The sequence below is a fragment of the Weissella sp. DD23 genome, from assembly GCF_001579105.1.
In the GTDB taxonomy this organism is placed as follows: Bacteria; Bacillota; Bacilli; order Lactobacillales; family Lactobacillaceae; genus Weissella; species Weissella cibaria.
The window spans coordinates 1-2,225 of record NZ_KQ970390.1 but is presented as its reverse complement, the minus strand read 5'-3'; the positions used below and the strand labels follow the sequence as shown (position 1 = coordinate 2,225).

The 2,225-nt window shown below is 47.1% G+C and carries 2 protein-coding genes and 1 riboswitch; both genes read right to left on the bottom strand.

Going from position 1 to position 2,225, the window contains the following annotated elements:
* Positions 1–919 (bottom strand): aldo/keto reductase (locus WEIDD23_RS00010; protein ID WP_062358586.1); only part of this gene is annotated, 919 nt, incomplete at its 3' end.
* 58 nt (positions 920–977) lie between these two features.
* Entirely contained in the window at positions 978–1,952 is a 975-nt protein-coding gene (locus WEIDD23_RS00005; RefSeq protein ID WP_010370339.1) for a ribose-phosphate diphosphokinase, read from the bottom strand.
* A gap of 123 nt (positions 1,953–2,075) precedes the next feature.
* Positions 2,076–2,164: riboswitch (TPP riboswitch) on the top strand.
* Positions 2,165–2,225 lie beyond the last annotated feature (61 nt).

Genomic DNA, 2,225 nt, shown 5'->3' with positions numbered 1-2,225 from the left:
CGTTGTCCAACAAGTGATCAACTGAAGATGCGCCAATCACGATTGATGGCACGCGCTTGTCACGCAGCAACCATGCCATCGCCAATTGGGCCAACGTCTGACCACGGTCAGCAGCGACCGCATTCAAAGCGTTCAACTTCGCAACCGTTCCCTCAGGATCTTCCTTAATGAAAGCATTCGTGCGGTGCAGCGGCATATCAGCTGGGAAACCGTCCAAGTAACGATCCGTCAACAAGCCTTCAGCCAAAGGCCCATACGCAATCAGACCGGCATGGTGCTTATCCAATTCGGCCAACATATCCGTCGTTTCTGCTTCACGATTGAACATGTTGTATGACATTTGGTTACCAATGAATGGCGTGTGCAACTCATCAAAAATTTGACCGATTTCAGCAACTTGTTCCGTGGTGTAGTTTGAAACACCAACATACAATGCCTTACCTTGACGGACAATCAAATCTAACGCCTCAGCCGTTTCACGCAAATTTGTATTTGGATCCCAACGGTGTGCGTAGAAAATATCAACATAGTCCAGGTGCATGCGTTGCAATGACATATCCAACGCTGCCGTCAACGTCTTCTTACCAGAGAATTCACCCAAAGGACCTGGCCACATGTGGTAACCCGCCTTGGTGGTAATCACCAATTCGTTACGGTATGGCTTCAAATCCTTTTCGAAGACAGCTCCGAAAGTCTCTTCGGCTGAACCATCAGAAGGCCCATAATTAGAGGCGTTGTCAAATGAAAAAATACCATTATCAAACGCTTTTAACATCACTTCACGTGAGTTAGCAAGTGGCTTTTGGTCACCCAAATTACGCCACAAACCAAATGATAGCGCTGGCAAAATCAAGCCAGAATCAGCCACACGGCGGTATGGCATCACATCATAGCGATTATCAGCTGCTGCATAAACCATTGTAAATACCCCTCAATGTTCATTTTATTGCATGTTATTTCAATACCATCATAACATATTATAATTTGGCATCTGGATTATTCCGTGACTTTAGCAAGATATCCAACGGACGATTTTCATGGATGCGGACGATGGCGTCAGCCAATAATGGTGCGACTGACAGACGCGTAAACTTCGCACTCTGCTTTGCCTCTGGCATCAACAATGTATCCGTGAAGATGTAGTGGGAAATATTCTCGTCGGCTGCCAAGCGTTGAGCTGAATCACCCGATAAAACGGCGTGCGTTGCCACAACGAAGACATCGGTTGCCCCGTTTGCTCGCAAGGCGCGGGCTGTCATTTGCACACGGCGCCCCGTATCAACAATATCATCGACAATAATTGCCCGGCGACCGGCAACCTCACCCACAATCGCATCTGGCGATTCAGGCGTCGTCATCGCCACGTTGTCATTTACCACACCCCATGGGGCGTTCACCAAGTCAGCAAACTTGCGGGCACGCCCAGCACCGGTGTGATCCGGTGACACGACAACCAAGTTTTCCAACATGTTGCGACGATAGAAGTAATCGGACAACAACGGTGCCGCTTGCAAATGATCAACCGGGATATCAAAGAATCCTTGCAATTGGTCAGCGTGCAAATCGACAGCCAAAACGCGATCGATGCCGTCCATTTCAAGTAATGAAGCCACCATCTTGGCCGTGATTGGCTCACGCGACTTAGCCTTACGGTCTTGACGTGCGTATCCAAAGTATGGAATCACCACGTTAATGTGGGCGGCTGAAGCACGTCGAAGCGCATCAACGGCAATCATAATTTCCATGAAGGCATCATTCACCTCTTCAGCAATTGGTGCCACAATATAAATGTCATCACCACGAACACTTTCCAACACACGTTCGTAGATTTCACCATCAGCAAAACGCTTGATATCAATTTGACTTAAAGGTTGATGCAACTCATCTGCCACTGCTTCAGCTAACTCATGGTTAGCTGACAGACCGAACAACTTAATTTGGCACTCCTCCACGGGTGAATTCCTCCATTTTTCATTCAATATCTATATTCTATCAAATATTCAGTATAATTTCTCTGCTTAACTCACCAGCTAGTTGCATTGTACCTGCCAAGCCCCTATACTTACTTTAACGAATCAAACAAGCTGGGGTGCCAAGTGGCTGAGATGATACCCATAGAACCTGAGCAGGATAATGCCTGCTAGGGAGCTTGGTTTGTTTACGACTTAAAGTAAGCGAACCCCAGTATTGCCAAGACGGTTGATACTGGGGTTCTTTTTATTTTC